Origin of the sequence: Bdellovibrio bacteriovorus (assembly GCF_048286975.1) — a bacterium.
In the GTDB taxonomy this organism is placed as follows: domain Bacteria; phylum Bdellovibrionota; class Bdellovibrionia; order Bdellovibrionales; family Bdellovibrionaceae; genus Bdellovibrio; species Bdellovibrio bacteriovorus_H.
On the sequence record NZ_JBLVRT010000001.1, the window covers coordinates 344382 to 360587 of the forward strand.

Below are 16206 nucleotides of genomic sequence, written 5' to 3' on the forward strand. Positions count from 1 at the left end.
TTTTTCTTTATCTGCTTATTCGCAGTTCATCGCTGTCCAGTTGTTACGAACGTGGGAGACATAGGCCTGGAACACATCTGCCAGGCCGCCACAAAGATCCTTCAGACCTGTCCCGCAGGAATCCTTTTCTTCACCCAGATTCACCCGAGTTTCATTGGCGTACAAAGACGCATAGGCTGGTTTGTATCTCATCGCGCACATGTCTGCTGACTTCACCGGGGCTGCGCATACGGAAGAACCGCTCAGGATCGTTTTCAGTTCCGACAGGCTGCCCGCAGACAGACAGCGTTCCTGAATAACAGTATTCACTTCATCCACCAGCTGAATGCGGCCCGAGTCGGTCGCAATCACCAGTCGATACTGACCCAGCTCGCTGGCTTTGGCAGCAAGGCCCTCAACGACAGAGTCTGATACATTGGGAATTTCAACATAAGTGACCTTGGCGGGAGTGCTTGCGGAATCACCACCACCGGATGGAGGAAGCGCCACAGAAACATCATTCAATGATGCCATTTCAGATGTCTGAAGCGAGTTCTGACTGCAGTTCTGGAATCCCAGAATGAGACACACAGTCCCGGTCAGCAGTGCCAAACGTTTAGTCATGAATTCCCCCTGTTTGCCCGTTTCATAATGAATAGAGGCAAGATCCGTTCCGCGGTCGGACCTTCGTAATATCGGGATAAGCTGTTAGAAACTTAACGCTGTCTTAAGAGTTTGCAGGGGCTGTTTCGATGTCTTCAGAGCAGTATTTTTGAACGATTTCCAGAACGGTCTGTTTGCGCACGGGCTTGCCGCAGTGCTGGTCGGCCCCGGCCATAAGGCTTTTTTCAATGTCTTCAGTAAAGCTGTTGGCAGAAATCACCACCACCGGCGTACGGCGCAGGCCCCGGGCCCGCTCGATTTCACGCAGTTTTCGGATCGTGTCCAGACCCGACATTTTCGGCATCTGCACATCCATGAAAATCATGTCGTAATGACCCCGTTCCCACATCTCCAGACATTCATAGCCGTTGTAGGCCGACTCTGTGGTCACATAGTCCAGACGCTTGATATAGGCTTTGAGCAGCGTGTGGTTTTCTTCCATATCGTCGACAATCAGAATGCTTTTACGCCCCGATTCAGAAGCAGGCCGCACCATCTGCGGCGCTGGAGCCATTTCCAGACTGAATCGCGTGCTCCACAGCTCGGCCTTGCGTGAAGGCAGTTCAACTGAAAAGTGAAAGCGCGATCCCACGAACTGCCGGCTTTCACAGTACAGCTCGCCACCCATCAGTTGCACAATCTTTTGCGAAATACTCAAACCCAGGCCCGTGCCACCGAAGCGACGCGTGACCGAAGAGTCCTCTTGTCCGAACTCATCGAAGACCTTTTTTAGATTCTCTTTGGCGATCCCGATACCAGTGTCTTTGACCTCAAAGAAGAATGTCTCTTTACCCGGCTCTTTGCCAGGATAGGGTTGCACCGTCAACTCGATCGCCCCCCGGTCGGTGAACTTCACGGCATTTCCCAGCAGATTCATCAGCACCTGCTTCAAGCGCAGAGAATCACCCTCAATCCAGCGGTCATGTTCAGGCGGATGAAAAGTGAACTGCAAATTCTTGCGCAAGATGGACGTACTGATCAAAGCCTGCACCTCGCGCACCAGATCGCTTAGAAGAAATTCCCGGCTTTCCAATTGCATTCTGCCTGATTCAAACTTTGAGAAATCCAGGATGTTATTCAGCATGCTGAGAAGTGTATCCCCGGCACTTTGCAGGGACGTCAGCAGTTCCTTTTGTTCATAATTCAGATGCGTTTCATTCAGAAGTTCAGCCGATCCCAGCATCGCATTCAGCGGAGTCCGGATTTCATGGCTCATGGTCGAAAGAAACAACGACTTGGCGCGAGTCGCCGCCTCGGCACGGTCACGGGAATCCTGCAAACGCGCCAGAGCTTTTTTGTCCTGGGCAATCACATACTTCCCTGTCATCCAAACCATCAGGGTGAACACCACATAAGTAACCAAAGCGACAAAACCGAAGAAGAACAAACGGAAATACAAGCCGGCATAGGACTCGGACTTTTCCTGGTAAATCACCAGGTGCCATGGCTTGCCTTTGATAGGGCGGGAATATGTCAGATAGGTTTTACCGTCGGCTCCAGGAAATTCCTGAAGCTGGCGCTGATTCTGAATGTTAAAGACTTTCTGGGAAAGCTTGGGCATCGCCCTGAACTCATCCTGATTCAATGCTCGAAGATACTTAAAACCCAGGACTGGAGCATCTTTGGCAATCAGGGGCAACACAGGGCGACCGTGCTCATCCACAATCAAGGCCCCACCAGTGTCGCCCAGTTTAAAAATTCCCAAACGGTGTGCTATGTCCCCGGCCAGCGTATCAATTCCCACCACAGCTTCAAGCTTTCCGGCATTGCTGAAAATACCAATGGTGGTGCTGAACATGACCTTTTCCATGTAGCCCTTGTCGAAATAGAAGTCCGAATAGTTCACTCCAGGTTTCTTTTCGTTGATCCACCACCACTGAACATCCGGATCCTTGTCATAACCAGGCTCGGTGAAAACCTCTGACACAAAAGTGGATGAATCATTATATTTGGGACTGGCAAACAAAGAGTAATCACGATGAACCACATAGACATAGGCTTCGCGCCCCAGATATTCCCTGGCAAGACGGGGTCCGAAAGCCACCCAGGCATTAAACTGCGTGCTGTGACCAGCGATCGTGTCTGAGGAAAACTGACGGAACTTTTCAATTCGTGTGCTCTTGGGCATCACATCGAAAAGCTCCACCATACTTTTCAGTCTCTGAACATTGGCTTCCAGAGTGGCAAAATCATTGTTGATCCTGTCCACCTCACGGGCTGAAGCCGGTTCCATGCGTTCGCGGATGGCCCGCTGTTCCTGAATGAAAAGATGCGTGCCATAGACCCCCAGCACTGTCAAAAGCACCAGGGTTGTCACCAGCTGATTCAGCAGGAATAAATGGACAAAGGTCAGCTTCTTTTTCATTCTTCCCGCAGATTAGAAGTTCACACCCAATCCAACAGTTCCATAAAAAGTGGTTAGCTTCGCACCGGAACCGTCAGAGTTCTTTTCATAATAATAATTCTTCAAGCCAAACCCGGCTTCACCGAAGAAACGCGGAGTCCACAACACCTTCCCGTGGAAGTTCAGCACATAGTCGTCACCCAAAGTGATATCGCTGTCAGTGGAAGAGAAGTACTTGATAAATTCCATGTCCACCCATTTCGGATAGTTCATGAACGGGATTTTCGAGAACCAGTAATCAATCGCACGCGGCATGGAGCGCGCCCAGAACAGACCCGCACCGATCTTCGGCACATTGCTGTCACCCAAAGTCATTGCTTCATACGCAACAATCAGACCCAGGGTTTCATCTTTTTCCCACAGGCCCGGAGTAAAGCGATAGCGCAGATCCGCATCCATCACGGCAAGTTTCACGTCTTCAGAGTTTCCACCCGCCGTGGAAGCCGGAAGATTCGTCAGCGACGTGAAGTACTTGGCACTCACACCCCAGCGCTGTTTCGACAACCAGTAGTTTTGCCAGCCAAACAGATCATTGAACCACCAGGAAACGTGGCCTTCACCAAGAATCACATAGTCAGATTCACTGGTCACAACACCGGTCAAACGCAAGCTGGCTTCACCCGCACCAGCCCGATAGATCTCAAGGTATGATTTGTGTGTGGATTTTTCACCCGGCACATCCAAAGTCGCCGTATTCATGGCAAACTTCTGAGGGGTTTCAAAGTTCCAGACCGTCACTTTGTCTTCAACATCACGAACAGGCATCTGATCTTTGGACAGATAAGTGCCCTTCAGCGCACGTGTGGAGATGAACCGGCGGTCCTTCTGACGAGGCGGTTCGGTGATCTCCAGATTATAGACAAACACCCCGCCGGATTTCCCCGGCAACACCAAACGGGCATTTTTCTGAGTCACATCGGCCTGCCACATATCAGCGCGGGCCCCGATCGTACTTTCAAAGCCCAGCATTTTGGTGACTGAACCATAGTCTTCACCAGCGATGTTTTCAGACTCCATCTTCAGTGGTCGTGGCATATCCCCGATCAGGGTCACATCTCCGGCTTTCTTTTCAGATTCGATCATGTCACGAATCACCGGAGCCACTGGTTCAGAAACAAATTCATAAGTGGCATCAGAGTCCAGCGTTGCCAGGAACTGCACCGGAGTTCCCACGGCCACCTCTTCGGCCCCTTGCAGTTTCTTTTCTTCATTTTGGAAGATCACACGCGGACTGGCTTCAGATTTGGTCACACCAATTTGTACATTGCCTTCTTTGATTTCAACGCCGTACCACTGGGAACAAATGCTGGAATAACCCTTGCCGGCTTCAGCACGCAGACAAAAACGGAAACGCTCTCCATCTTTCCACTGAGGCCCTTTGCTTTCATTGATACCCGCATAAGACCAGGTGCCAGTTCCCTTTACCGGCTGTTTCCAAAGTTCTTTCCCCTGCTGGCTGATCACCGACACTTCACCACCCGGAACCAGGTCATGATTCCAAGTCAGGTTCAAAGTGTTTGCTTCGACCTGGGCAGACAAAGACTGACTGTCGAAAACCAGACCGCCCAAATCAAGCTGTTTGCCTTTTGATTTCTTCAGATCGTATTCAACCAACGGATTCTTGATTTTCAACTCTTGATCCATAACCGAGAAGAACAGAGGTCTTGTGAACTCCGTATCATTTTTCTCAGCTTTTTCAGGAGCCTCCGCGGAAGCTGCCGCTGGAGCCGTTTCGGGAGTGGAGGGTTTTGCTGCCTCTTGTGCGATAACAGTCTGGCAACCGAAGATGACGACCAATGATGAAATCAAGCTCTTCACAGATGTTCCTTATGCGAAATTTCGTTAACACTAAGAATAATCTAATAAATGCGAATAAGTCCTTTAAATCAGAGTACTTAAGACCTAATGCTAGGGCCAGCTTTGCGTCCAATGTGGGACAATGTCGTCAAGTCTAGACAAATAGTGCGATGCATTTGGATTGCATGGTCCAGCACACTGAAATAGCCTCCCCCCGTTCACCTTATAGGAGGTTTTAATGAAAAAGCTTGTTATGGCTGCGATGATTCTTATGGGTTCTTCCGCAATGGCAGACACAAGAATCATGACTTGTGTTGTTCCTTCCGAAACTAACGCTGTTACCTTGGCAGTTGATTTGGCTGATGATCAGTCCGCTGACTTCGTGATGGTTAACCTGAATGAGCGTTCTAAATCTGCTGTGTTCTTCTCTCAGATGGACAAAGGCACTATCGCTCAACAACTTCAGAACGGCTTCCTGAACCTGTTGGCTTTGACTGAAAAGTCCTCTCAAGTTGACGGTGTTATCACTAACACTGGTTTCTTGGGTCTGAGCCTTGAGTCTGATGGCACTTTCGGTGGCTTCCTGGCTGCTAACGGTAACATCTACCCATTGTCTTGCACGAAGTAATCTGTTCTTAGCAGAGCTTTCAAGATGAAATGAAAAACGCCTCTTTCGAGGCGTTTTTTTATCGTCCGATAACTGCACCCGCATTGGACTTCAGGCACTTGACCCGACAGCTGTCGTACACGGTCACCTTTGTTCCCGGCACACAGGTCAGATACAAGGGCCGAATCAATGACAGTGCTTCTTCATAGCTGATCTTTTTTTTGCATTCCTTCACAATCACTTCCTGGATGGACTCGACCTTGCCGGCATACGCTGACGTCGGCCCCAGTACCACGAATGTCATCACAACCATCGAAAAGAAAACCCCAACCCCGCTCATCAGAAATCCGTTCTTAGGCTGAGGTAATAGGTTTTCAAAACACGATCTGTGCTTTGCACCGGACCAAACCCAATGGGAATGGCCGAATAATTCTGCTGACGATAGCCCGCACGCAAAGTCACAAGACTCATCCACTTGGTGGTGACATACAAATGTTCGCTGTTACCCGGCGTCGAATAGAACCGGGTCAGATCCTCGGGCGCAGCAGAGAAATAAAACGGCACACCGGAACTGGTCAACCATTCCAAACCCACTGCCCATTTTGCAAAACGATAGCGGGTGGAAAGCAAAGTCAGGCTGCCATAGTTGGTCCCATAATCCTGATCTGTTCCGAACCCCAAACCCGGAGCCAGCAAACCGTCACTGATCGTGTTGGTATAAGTATGACTGAGCGAAACATCCAAAGCTGTCTGCGCCAGGCTGTTGAGTTCAAGCAATGCCGTCAGGCCATCACCCTGCAGATTCAAATCGGAAGTGCCGGCACCCGTTGCAAAAGGCAGACGTCCACTTTTGTAGTACTGAAGGATAGCGCCCAGCTCGTCGGTCCAGGATTGATTCTTCAAAGTGTAATCCAGCTGCACCGAACCCATGTTAATCAATGTTTCGGTATCGTCACCAATCTGAGCATTGCCATTGGTATCATCCGTAGGCGGCCGTAAATATTTTCCATTTCCACCCCACACCACGTCAGTGAACGGAGTGTACAGCACACGCACAGACAGCTCATGATTCAACGGCAGATAAGAGTCCGCACGGAAGGTGACAGCCACTCCATCCAAAGGGGCATCAAAGGTCAGCAAAGGATATGTCCCCTGCCTCGGAAGCAGGTCCCAGAAATGTTCAGGGCTGCCATTCACCGTCGGCAGGCGCCCGACTGACAAAGTCCAGACAGACTCGGGGCAGGACAAATCGACATAGGCCTTTTCCAGATAGATCAAAGAACCTGAGTTCGAATAAACACCCTCGACATCGTGAATGTAAGTGGAATCCCCACCCTGCGAACGCCAGTTGTTCATAAACTTGGTGGCCGTCAAGCGGGTATAGACACGAATCTGCGGATTGATCTCGGCATCCGCATTCAATGAAAGACGCAAACGCAGATACTGCAAATCAGGATTATCGAAAGTTTCCGGGTAATTTTCTTCAGCCGAGATGTGGTCGTAAGTGGAAATCAAAAAGCCCGACAGATTGAAATAACGAAGATTTTGATTGGCTTCCAGTTCAGCAAGACGCTCTTCAACGCTTTTGGGTGTCGTCATATACATGGGGGCCTGATGAGCTTGCACCACCGATCCCAAGAACAATAACAATGCACCAGCAGCAATCTTCATGCAGCGCCTCCCCCAAATAGAGGACTAGCACCCACATGACGGCGTTGCAATGAGAGTAAAATTACAATTCCAAGAGACTTGTAAACAGAAAGTAGTACTTAGAAACCGGAAGAAGAAACGACGACAGATTTTGGATAAAAAAAAGGGAGCTCGAAAGCTCCCTTTTTTCTTCCATTCGCAATTCTCGAAAGAATGCGTCCGAGCAAATTAACGCTTGGAGTATTGGAATCTACGGCGCGCACCCGCTTTACCGTATTTTTTACGCTCAACCATACGAGGATCACGTGTAACGAAGCCAGCTTTCTTCAAGATCCCTTTGAATTCAGGATTGAAAGCGATCAATGCACGAGTGATACCCAAACGGATCGCACCAGCTTGTCCAGACTCACCACCACCTGCTACAGTGATTTTCGCGTCGAACTTACCGATTTGGTTCAAAAGATCAAGAGGCTGTACAATCACCATGCGGGATTGCATACGAGTCAAATAATCTTCAGATTTTTTACCGTTGATTGTGATAGTGCCTTTACCAGGCTTCAAGAAAACACGCGCTGCGCTTGTTTTTCTTCTTCCAGTTGCATAATAGAATTTATCAGCTGCTGCCATTTTCTATCTCCGATTATTTCTTAGATGGAAGGGTGTAAAGAGCCGGTTTTTGAGCAGCATGAGGATGCTCAGCACCAGGGTAAGCCTTCATTTTCATGATAACATGACGGGATAGCTTGTTTGTTGGAAGCATACCACGAACAGCTTCGTGCATGATGAAAGTAGAATCTTTCTCTTTCGCCTGAGCTGCTGTCATCTCTTTCATAGAACCGAAGAAGCGAGTGTGAGAGTAGTACTTCTTGTCCTGCCACTTAGTTCCAGAAAGCTCCATCTTGTCCGTGTTGATAACAACAACGAAGTCGCCAGTATCAACGTTAGGAGTGTAGATAGCTTTGTTTTTACCACGAAGGATAGTTGCAATAACAGTTGCTACACGACCAACTTTTTGGTCAGCGGCATCAACGATCCACCATTTTCTTTCAACTTCATCTGCTTTAGCATTGAAAGTCTTCATTAGAGTCTCCAGTTTCATTTTGAACAGCCGGTTTTACCGTCCGTCTGCTCGGCAAAAATATGTTTGAGTTTAACAACGGGCTCTTACACTATTTTGCGGGAAGGGATGTTTTAAAGTTCTAGGCACCTAATGTCAAGGTCCTGAGGATAATAAACCTTCATCAAGTACAGGCCCTGCGCGGGGGCCGGCGGACCGGCTTTCATGCGGTCTTGGGCCGCAATAATGTCCTTCATCGTGGACGGAGCCAGGCCTTTGCGTTCCAAAAACATTGAGGTCCCCACAATATTTCGGACCATCTGCTTTAAAAAGCCGCTGCCGGTAATCGTGAACTGCATGACACCGGGTTTACGCCATTCCCAGTCCGCCTGATAGATCTCGCGAACCGTATCCGGAACCGGGGTTCCGACCGATTGGAAGCTCTTAAAGTCTTGATTTCCCAAGAGATATTTAGAACTTTCCTGCAAATGTTCGATATTGATCGGCAGGCGCACCCAGTCCGCATATCTATTTAAATGAGCACTGGGACGGGGTTTGTTCACTATTAGATAGCGATAGGTTTTATGGGTCGCCGACAAAGTCGCATGGAAATCATCCGGGGCGATCCAGGCTTTTTTAGCCACGATGCTTGGGGGCAGGTGGGAATTCAAAGCCCAGCACAGGTCCCATTTCTTGTTCGGATCAATCTTGCGATGCGTAGAAAAGTGGCAAACCTGGTTCAGGGCATGAACCCCGGCATCGGTGCGACCGGAAGCAAACAGGGTGATTTTTTCATTGAAGACCTTGGACAAGGCCTCCTCGATAACCTGAGCCACCGAAATCTGGTCCTCGGGTTTTTGTTTCTGCCAGCCGCAGAATCCTGTTCCGTCATAAGCAACGGTAAAGCGCACTTTAGTAGTCATGCGCGGCAACCTACCAGTTTCCCAGAAGGGCCGCAAGATGGCGGGAACTTTTAACAGCCTAGAGCAAAGCTCCCTGACAGGTGACGACCTTGCCACCGAAGTAGGCATAGTTCCTCAAGGCCGAGATAATACCGTCTTTAAATCCTTTCAAGGCAGGCAGAGACGCTCTCAAGCCCTCCATACGGAAAAGATAATATCGGGTCGCATGATCCTGATACACGAGGAAAATACCAATCCCCGGAGGCATCGACATTCCCGTCGAAGCCGCCCAGCCAAACTGACTCGGCCCCTGACGGAAGACACCCGTCGCGCCACCATACATGGTGGTGTTTTTCTGATGAGTGAAGGCACCATCACGTTTTTCAAACACAAGGCCATAAGTACCCGCCGCAGAAATCTCGGCCACACCGGTCAGAGTTTTCTTCAGGCGTTCAACGTCCATGAAAATCTCAAAGACCATTTTAGATTTGCCGTCTGCGCCCACCTGGCGGGAAATACCAGCACCAAGTCCCAGCATGTAAAAGAATCCACCGGATTCAGGAATGAAGCGACCGATGCTTCTGCCACGAAGCGCTTCCATCACCTTCTGTGGCAGCGCCAAGCCGGCGCCCACAGAAACCATCATCGTCCCGCCTTTCACATTACTGCGGGACACCACATGGGAACTTTCATAGAAACGATTGTTCAGTTCATTCAAAGCCTTGTTGATCTTGCCTGGTTTCAAGCGGAAGAAAGACAACACACGCGCGAACTTGCCCAGAAACGCTGACTTCTTCGCCAGGAACTTGGCGATGTCTGCATCAGAAAGTTCCAGCAGTTTTTCCAGCTCTGCTTCAGTGCGCGGTCCTTCAAACTCATAAAGCTTGTCAGCGGGAATTTCAGCCGTCATCGCAGCACGGGCTCTTTCCACAAAGGCCTTGCGGTTGAAGTCCTTGTCGGCCTCCACCACTTCAGACAAATCCAGTTTTATCACTGCTTCGTCAGGCATGTCAGAGCGCGGGGCTTTCTGGGATTCAGCTTGGCTGGGGGCAGATTCAAAAAGCAGGAGATTGGCGTCGTCTTCGGCATAGGCCTGGGCCCCGGTCAAAGAAACGGCAGCGATCAAAAGCAGGCTTTTGAAAAGGGTACGAATGGCCATGGGATCTCCTGTTCCCCTTTAAAAGAGCAACGAGCATACCAGCCGGCAAATAAGAGAAAGGCCCTTAAAAGCATATTATCTCTGCTAAATTGCTTATAAGGCCCAAAGGGGTAATGACCCCAGTCAGCCCTGTGACAGGAAACCCAAAATAGGCACCGTTTGGGATTTAACGGAAGTTTGCCAGAGGGATGTCCTTTCCCAGCCAGCGCTGCATAATGCGGGCATAGTCATCCGAGGCTTTCAGCTTCCTCAAGCCCCGATCCAGCTTTTCACGCAGTTCCCGGCTTTGCGGGTGGGACCGGGAAAAATGAACATAGATAGGTTCATTGCTAAGCTCCAGGAGAGTGCTGATTTTGCCGCGGAAGTGCGGATTCTTTTGCAAGTAATAGTACAAAACCATCTCGTCGATAGCGGCGTAGTTTATCCGGCCAGTCATCACGAGCTTCAAAGAAGTCATGTCGTTGGCCGTGAAGTGTTTCAGGATCTTTTTGTTATCGTCGAATTCCTTCCCGAACGGAAAGCCACTGGGCAGAGCCACAGTTTCACCTTCAAGATCACGGACGGTTCGGATGGTTTTGGTCTTTTTTACATGGAGGTTGGTGACGATCAACCCCCGGCTGCGGAACAGATGCTCGTCAGGGAAGACGTACTTTTCAACCAGCTCCTGATTTTTTGCCGAGTTAAAACAACCCGGTTCTTTACCGATAGCCGTCAAAGCCAGACAGCGAAGGTAAGGCACCTGCAAAAGCTCCACTTCCGAGGACTCAATCTCAAGAGCCGCTCGCACCAGATCCACGGAAACCCCCTGCAGGCGGCCATTTTCCACATAGGAAAATGGAGGCCAGTTGTCCTCGGCAAGGACACGATAGCTTTTGGCCTGCGCGCACACGCAAGCAAGCAGAATTGGCAGAATCCAATACAGACGGGTCAAATCAGCTCCTAGATTTATAGAGAGTAAATACAAAAGAGTTTTGAAATCCCCTAATTACTTGTTGGAAATCAAAGAAAGACTGAGGCTTGAATGTTCCGCCAGTTGCCGTCGGTAATGCCCAAACTTGGTAATTACCCTTTTTTCACAAGATTCACGGGGAATTGACGACCACAGGCGAAAGGCGTATTTCCTGTCCCACTTTTTTAAATCTAAAAAATAAGGAGTTATTCCATGAAATCATTGTTCGCAGTATTGATGCTTGTTTCCGGTTCCGCTGTTGCTTCTGACGTTAACTACTCTCGTATTACTGACGAGTACTATGTAGACTTCATCAGCTGGTGCGATTCCAACAACGTAATGGGCCAGGACAGCCAAGGCCAAACTTACGTAAAATACAACTGCTCTGAGTACGCTCAAACTTGCCGTCAGACAGTCACTCACCGTCACAACAGAACTCTTTACTTCGCAGCTTGCTCTGACAAATAGTTCTGATTCTTCAAAATTGAAGACAAAAAAAAGGTGCTCTCCGAAGGAGGCACCTTTTTTATTTCACAAACCGAGAGCCAAGGCTGGTCAAAAGGGTCCAGATGCACAAAATGCCTCTGGCATTTTGAGGCGAAGCCCACGCGGAGGTGGGCCCTTTTCACCAGCCTAGTAGTCGACCGTCACTCCGGCTCCGATGATCCCGCCCGAGAAATCGACGTCTTCACTGAACGTCTGCAACTGGCGGTATTCCAATGACAGCCACAGGTTGTTGATGCCGTATTCAGAACTCAGGGTGAAAGCGGTGTCATCGCTCATCGCGGCGACATTAAACAGCAAACCACCCGCACCATACACACCCGGCGTGCCCACCACGGACGGCGACTTGCCATCATCACGGATTTCAACGACACCGATATACGTGCCCCCGGCAGAAATGTACGGCGCAATCCACTGACGATCACTCCACTCCAGACGATACACACCACCCACATTAAGCGGAATCGCCAGGAAGGAATATTCTTCCTTGGCTTCCTGATTCGGGAATTGCGGATCCGGCGTGATGAATCGCCCCTGCCCGGTGGCATACAGCAAGCCAAGACCTGCTTGAATGCCCAGACTGCCATAACCATTGAAGGGCTTCCACTCGTAATCAAACATAAACATCGCCTGGGACGATCCACCGTACATGGAATCATAGTTGGTCACGCCGTCGGCAGAATCAATCTTGGGAGGATCCATCATGCCCACGCGGAAGGTGCCGGATTCTTTGGAAGCCGAAGGGGGCTTCACACGATAAATGTAAGCACCATCTTTGGTGATGGTCATCAGACCCTTGGCCGCCTGCGGATGCTGGATGTATTCCACGCCTCCGCTTTTGGATTTGCGAACCACTTCGACCTGCGGAGTTTTCTTTACCGGAGCCACTTGCTGAGGTGGCTCTTCAGGAATAACCACCGGAGCAGCCTCTTCAACCACTGCCGGAGCTTCTTCCTCGATCATCAGATCTTCTTCGATATTGGATTCACTTGGAGTTTGTTCGTTCAGATTAACGGTGCCGGATTCTTTGGCGGGAGCGGCACTTTGAATCTCGTCCTCGATCTGCAGGTCTTCACCTTCAAATTCGGTTTCTTCCTGAACGAATGGAGGTTCTTGCGGAGGCCCCTGTTCCTGGGCCCTGGCGCTGTGGAAGGAAATAACTGCCAGCAGAACTACAAAATACTTATGCCAGGCATTCACGCTTCACCCCGCGTTCTGCGACCGGCGACAAACCGACGGTACATTTCATAAACGGACACACCTGCCAGAACTGCAAACAGCAAAGTCACCCAAAGACCAAAGGTGACGCTCAGGCGGGCAAAGAACAGCAGGGGCCACAAAGCGGTGCGCACTGCCGTTTTCGCATATTCATTTTCAGCGATCAGATTCGCATAGAACGGACTGTGCTTGTAATAAAGCTTCACAAATTTCGTCCCGATGCTGTTGCTGAGAAGATATCTATTACGGAAGTCACGGAAGCTTTGAACTTCCGGAGCCATGTCACTGCCAAAGGCCGCCGTGGCGATAAAGCAGCTCTTGTCATCCAGAAGGCCCACAACTTTCGAAGGAGTCGCGCACAGGCTGATGGCATCCACCCCACCGGTTGTTCCCGGCAGTGGAGAATAATAAGAGACAATTCCGGTCTTGTCCTGATTGGCCATGACCATGCAATAGCGGACGTCATTTTCCAGTCCGTCGATGCGGTTGTCTCTTTCAGGGTCCACCAGCTGAATGTATCCAGAGGCATTTGAGATGCGCGCAATGGTGGTGTTGTCATCTTCACCATCCAGTTGCTTTTCATAGAAGAACACCGGACCTGCGTATTCAATCCCTGGCGCCGTCGTCGCTGGATAATCCGGAGATCGGCGCAACTGATCGGCGTAAATCTTTTCATCCCCACGATAAGAACTGAAATAGCAATAACCAGAACCCGCAAGAGCCGTGTCGTCGTCAGTCGGACAGTTGGCGTAAACCCAGTCTGATCCATCGGTTTTCGCCACCCGACCCATCACTTTGAAAGTCATCAGGTCATTCGTGGTCGTTGAGTCCGTGGTGGTTTTAAAGCCCACAGAAAGCTCACCGCTGAAATCCGCTACGCATCCGCCACTTTGACCGAGCTTCTGGCACAGCTCACCCCAGGTGACCTGCACATTCAAAATACCATCCGCCAGTGTTGGATTGATGGAAGGAGTCAGTGTGTCTTCACCGACTTTGATAATCGCATCTGCCAAGACGGCTGACGTATTGCTGGATTGAACACGGATCGTAATACGAAGATTGTTATAGGCGTTTTTCTTGTTACACGGCCATAGTTTGGAACTGGAAACAGTTTCACCGCTGCAGCTGTCACAAGTCGCTGCCGAGTTCGCATCGGCAGTACAAGTCCCGGCAAAACCCGCATACAGCGTGGTCTTGGTTTCAGTTGTTGCCAGATCAATGCGGGAAGCCCCATCCACAGAAACAAGTGTGATCGTGGCTAAAGCCGGTGCGGAAAGCAGCATTCCCCCCAGCAAGGTGGAAAGTGCAAAAGTTCTAAGGTGATGCTGATATCCCGTCCATGGAAGTCTCATCCTTTAATCGAACCATGCTAAGGTCCGGAAGTCAAAAAATGAGGTCCCCCCGGACCAAGGTCGAAATAAAAAGGGCCGTCCTGAGACAGCCCTTTCCACACTTAGTTAAAGAAGATCTTTTCCGCGATCTGGATGCCGTTCAGGGCGGCTCCTTTGCGGATGTTGTCTGAAACAACCCACATCAGCCACATCTTTGGATTTTCCGGGTCACGGTGAACACGGCCCACATAGACCGGGTCTTTGCCAGAAACATCGCGGGCCAAAGGATAAACGCTTTTCTTGGGTTCATCCTGAACTACGATGCCTTCTTGCCCGGACAAAGCCGCCATGACTTCGTCACGACTGACGGACTTGTTTAAAGTCACCCAGACGGATTCACTGTGAGCGTTCAAAGCCGGGATACGCACGGTGAATGCGGACACCTTAAGATCTTTTTGACCCAAAATCTTGCGGGTCTCTTTCATGATCTTCACTTCTTCGCTGCAGTAACCTTCATCGTTGAAAGAACCAATCTGCGGAATGCAGTTGAACAAAATCGTGTGCGGGAACGTTTTTGGATCTGTTGGTTTAGGATGATTCGAGGTCTGTTCGATCAATTCGTCATGACCGCCCTGACCGGCTCCACTCACCGCCTGGTAGGTGCTGACACGCACTTCTTCCAGACCAAATTTTTCAAGCAGAGGTTTCAACGCCACCACCAACTGAATGGTGGAACAATTTGGATTGGCGATGATCTGAGGTTTGGAATCCTTGTTCACCAGGTCCCCGTTCACTTCAGGAACGATCAGCACGGTATTTGGATCCATTCGGAAGGCTGCCGAGTTGTCCACGGCAAAAGCCCCTGCTGCCACGGCCTTCGGAGCCCATTCAGCAGAGATGTCGTCTCCGGACGAGAAGAAAACCAGATCCAGGCCGTCAAAACAGCCGTCCTTCAATACCTGACAAGGCCATTGCTGACCTTGCAGTTCAATTTTCTTACCCAGAGAGTTTTCAGAAGCAAAGGGGCGCAGTTCTTCAATTGGGAAACTGCGCTCTGACAGGATGTTCATGAAGGTTTGGCCGACCATTCCGGTCGCGCCCACCACACCGACTTTAAGTTTTCTTTTCATCTTTCTTCGCCTCTTCTTCCTCGTCTTCGAGGACCAGATCGCTTTCATGCACAGATGCAGGAGCGTACACGCTTGGCTTGATCTTACGGATGTTTTTTCCAAGTTTGAAGACACCGAAAACAGCGCCCAAAACTGCGTAAGCCATGAAGAGAACAAACAGCATCACTTCCGGACGAAGTGCCACGACAACCAGAACACCGACACCCAGAATCAGGTAACGGAATGGCAGACGCTCTTTCAGATCCAGATCTTTAAAGCTGCGGAAGCGGAAGTTGGAAACCATCACCAACGCCAGCAAAATAGTCATTACCAACAAACCGTAATTACCCAGCGGTTCCAATTCCAGATCCTGGAATGCCAGAACGGAAGAAGCCACGATACCTGCCGCCATTGGAATCGGCAGACCCTGGAAGTAGTTCTTTTCAACCACGTTCGCCTGAACGTTAAAACGCGCCAAACGAAGTGCACCGCAGGCTACGAACAGGAAGGTCGCAACCCAGCCCAGGCGACCGAATGGCTGCAAGGCCCACAGGAACAGCATCGTAGCCGGAGCCATACCGAAGCTGACCAAGTCACACAAAGAATCGTATTCAGCACCGAACTTGCTCGTTGAACGGGTCAAACGCGCCAGACGGCCATCCAACTGGTCAAAGACAGCAGCAACCACGATCGCGTATGCAGCAAAAAGATAATTCCCTTTGATGGATTGAATAACTGCAAAGAAACCGCAGAAAAGATTCCCCGTGGTCATCAAATTTGGAAGGATATAAATGTACATCGCCAAGCGCTGAGCTTTGGCATCGTCAGATTCGATTTTATCAAGATGAGTATCAGTAGCCATTTTTCGTCCACCTAA

General features: G+C 50.0%; 16 protein-coding genes. 2 read left to right on the forward strand and 14 right to left on the reverse strand.

Annotation, left to right across the window (positions count from 1 at the left end):
- Positions 1–15: 15 nt before the first annotated feature.
- The 3 genes from ACNQKP_RS01690 to ACNQKP_RS01700 all read right to left on the reverse strand — a co-directional run bounded on the left by ACNQKP_RS01690 (position 16) and on the right by ACNQKP_RS01700 (position 4864).
- Positions 16–603, reverse strand: a complete 588-nt coding sequence (locus ACNQKP_RS01690) for a hypothetical protein (protein WP_417862435.1) — start codon at positions 601–603, stop codon at positions 16–18.
- A 103-nt stretch (positions 604–706) separates the two neighbouring features.
- Positions 707–3007, reverse strand: a complete 2301-nt coding sequence (locus ACNQKP_RS01695) for an ATP-binding protein (RefSeq protein WP_417862436.1) — start codon at positions 3005–3007, stop codon at positions 707–709.
- A 12-nt stretch (positions 3008–3019) separates the two neighbouring features.
- Positions 3020–4864, reverse strand: a complete 1845-nt coding sequence (locus ACNQKP_RS01700; RefSeq protein ID WP_417862437.1) for a hypothetical protein — start codon at positions 4862–4864, stop codon at positions 3020–3022.
- Between the two features lie 217 nt (positions 4865–5081).
- Here ACNQKP_RS01700 and ACNQKP_RS01705 point away from each other — a divergent pair, with 217 nt between their 5' ends.
- Entirely contained in the window at positions 5082–5471 is a 390-nt protein-coding gene (locus tag ACNQKP_RS01705; RefSeq protein WP_011163078.1) for a hypothetical protein, read from the forward strand.
- Between the two features lie 58 nt (positions 5472–5529).
- Here ACNQKP_RS01705 and ACNQKP_RS01710 read toward each other — a convergent pair whose 3' ends face one another.
- The 7 genes from ACNQKP_RS01710 to ACNQKP_RS01740 all read right to left on the reverse strand — a co-directional run bounded on the left by ACNQKP_RS01710 (position 5530) and on the right by ACNQKP_RS01740 (position 11149).
- Complete coding sequence (locus tag ACNQKP_RS01710) at positions 5530–5754, reverse strand: hypothetical protein (RefSeq protein WP_417862439.1); 225 nt, start codon at positions 5752–5754, stop codon at positions 5530–5532.
- Positions 5755–5789: 35 nt separating this feature from the next.
- Positions 5790–7121, reverse strand: a complete 1332-nt coding sequence (locus ACNQKP_RS01715; RefSeq protein WP_417862440.1) for a DUF3373 family protein — start codon at positions 7119–7121, stop codon at positions 5790–5792.
- A 207-nt stretch (positions 7122–7328) separates the two neighbouring features.
- On the reverse strand, positions 7329–7727 hold the full coding sequence (gene rpsI, locus ACNQKP_RS01720; RefSeq protein WP_011163075.1) for a 30S ribosomal protein S9: 399 nt from the start codon (positions 7725–7727) through the stop codon (positions 7329–7331).
- Between the two features lie 13 nt (positions 7728–7740).
- Positions 7741–8181: a 50S ribosomal protein L13 gene (gene rplM, locus ACNQKP_RS01725; protein ID WP_417862441.1), complete on the reverse strand. Its 441-nt coding sequence runs from the start codon at positions 8179–8181 to the stop codon at positions 7741–7743.
- Positions 8182–8291: 110 nt separating this feature from the next.
- Positions 8292–9080 carry a tRNA pseudouridine(38-40) synthase TruA gene (gene truA / locus ACNQKP_RS01730; protein ID WP_417862442.1) on the reverse strand — a complete coding sequence of 263 codons (789 nt, stop codon included), beginning with the start codon at positions 9078–9080 and terminating at the stop codon, positions 8292–8294.
- A 58-nt stretch (positions 9081–9138) separates the two neighbouring features.
- Positions 9139–10218: a hypothetical protein gene (locus ACNQKP_RS01735; protein ID WP_417862443.1), complete on the reverse strand. Its 1080-nt coding sequence runs from the start codon at positions 10216–10218 to the stop codon at positions 9139–9141.
- 166 nt (positions 10219–10384) lie between these two features.
- Positions 10385–11149, reverse strand: coding sequence for a substrate-binding periplasmic protein (locus ACNQKP_RS01740; RefSeq protein WP_417862444.1), 765 nt, complete (start codon positions 11147–11149; stop codon positions 10385–10387).
- A 231-nt stretch (positions 11150–11380) separates the two neighbouring features.
- Between ACNQKP_RS01740 and ACNQKP_RS01745 the strand changes: the two genes are divergently transcribed.
- Positions 11381–11635 (forward strand): hypothetical protein, encoded by a 255-nt coding sequence (locus ACNQKP_RS01745; protein ID WP_417862445.1) that lies wholly within the window; start codon positions 11381–11383, stop codon positions 11633–11635.
- A 165-nt stretch (positions 11636–11800) separates the two neighbouring features.
- Here the strand turns inward: ACNQKP_RS01745 and ACNQKP_RS01750 are convergent, their stop codons facing one another.
- The 4 genes from ACNQKP_RS01750 to pssA all read right to left on the reverse strand — a co-directional run bounded on the left by ACNQKP_RS01750 (position 11801) and on the right by pssA (position 16191).
- Complete coding sequence (locus tag ACNQKP_RS01750) at positions 11801–12871, reverse strand: hypothetical protein (protein WP_417862447.1); 1071 nt, start codon at positions 12869–12871, stop codon at positions 11801–11803.
- The gene (locus ACNQKP_RS01755; RefSeq protein WP_417862448.1) at positions 12868–14241 is read right to left on the reverse strand and encodes a CFI-box-CTERM domain-containing protein; all 1374 of its coding nucleotides are present in this window, start codon (positions 14239–14241) and stop codon (positions 12868–12870) included. Before ACNQKP_RS01755 ends, ACNQKP_RS01750 begins: the two co-directional genes overlap by 4 nt.
- A 101-nt stretch (positions 14242–14342) precedes the next feature.
- On the reverse strand, positions 14343–15350 hold the full coding sequence (locus ACNQKP_RS01760; protein ID WP_417862450.1) for an aspartate-semialdehyde dehydrogenase: 1008 nt from the start codon (positions 15348–15350) through the stop codon (positions 14343–14345).
- On the reverse strand, positions 15334–16191 hold the full coding sequence (pssA, locus tag ACNQKP_RS01765) for a CDP-diacylglycerol--serine O-phosphatidyltransferase (protein ID WP_011163066.1): 858 nt from the start codon (positions 16189–16191) through the stop codon (positions 15334–15336). Before pssA ends, ACNQKP_RS01760 begins: the two co-directional genes overlap by 17 nt.
- Positions 16192–16206 lie beyond the last annotated feature (15 nt).